The organism is Vibrio sp. 970 (assembly GCF_033339075.1).
This window is the reverse complement of record NZ_JAWOTW010000350.1, coordinates 1-683: the sequence shown is the minus strand read 5'-3', so window position 1 is coordinate 683 and position 683 is coordinate 1. Positions and strand designations below refer to the sequence as shown.

Here is a 683-nt window from a genome sequence, read left to right as displayed (position 1 = left end):
AAGATGCCATCAGTGTGTCACTTGATCAACGAAGCGAAAACTACGATGAACTTGATGAGCGTGCGGCTTGGTTCTACGAAGCGATCACGGTTTCTCGCGGTATGAAGAGTACGATTCCAGGCTTTGGTCAGCGTTACTTAGTAACGTATCAAGATAGTGATGGTAATTGGCTTTCAGGTGAACATACCTACAAACTGCATGTTCCAGCGAATATCCCTGCGTAAAACTTCTGGTCGACGACGGTTTACGATGAAAACAATCGTCTGATGATCATCAACGATGCTGGCTCTCCAGACATTTCTTCTCGTAAGAATTTAAAAGTTAACTCTGACGGTTCGATTGACGTTTACTACGGTCCAAAGCCACTGAAAGGTTATGAGAACAACTGGGTACAAACGAACCCAGGAGAAGGTTGGTTTACGTATTTCCGCTTCTACGGCCCAACAGAGAAAATGTTCGATAAGAGCTGGACGATGGGTGATATCGAACTCGTCAAATAAGAACATTGGTATCAATATAGGGAAACACACGTTTCCCTGAGTTATACCATGGCACCTCAAAACTGAGATTGTCTGTTGTAAAATTAAGCTCGGCTACAGGACTGTTTTACCTGTGGCTGAGCTTTTTACTAAATAAACAAGACTTATCAACTGGCTAAGTCTTGAGAATAATCTGATGGCGCG

The 683-nt window shown here is 43.2% G+C and carries 1 pseudogene; it reads left to right on the top strand.

Annotated features, from left to right (window positions below):
• Positions 1-101: 101 nt before the first annotated feature.
• Positions 102-500 (top strand): annotated as a pseudogene (locus R7Q11_RS26590) (DUF1214 domain-containing protein).
• The last annotated feature ends 183 nt before the right edge of the window (positions 501-683 follow it).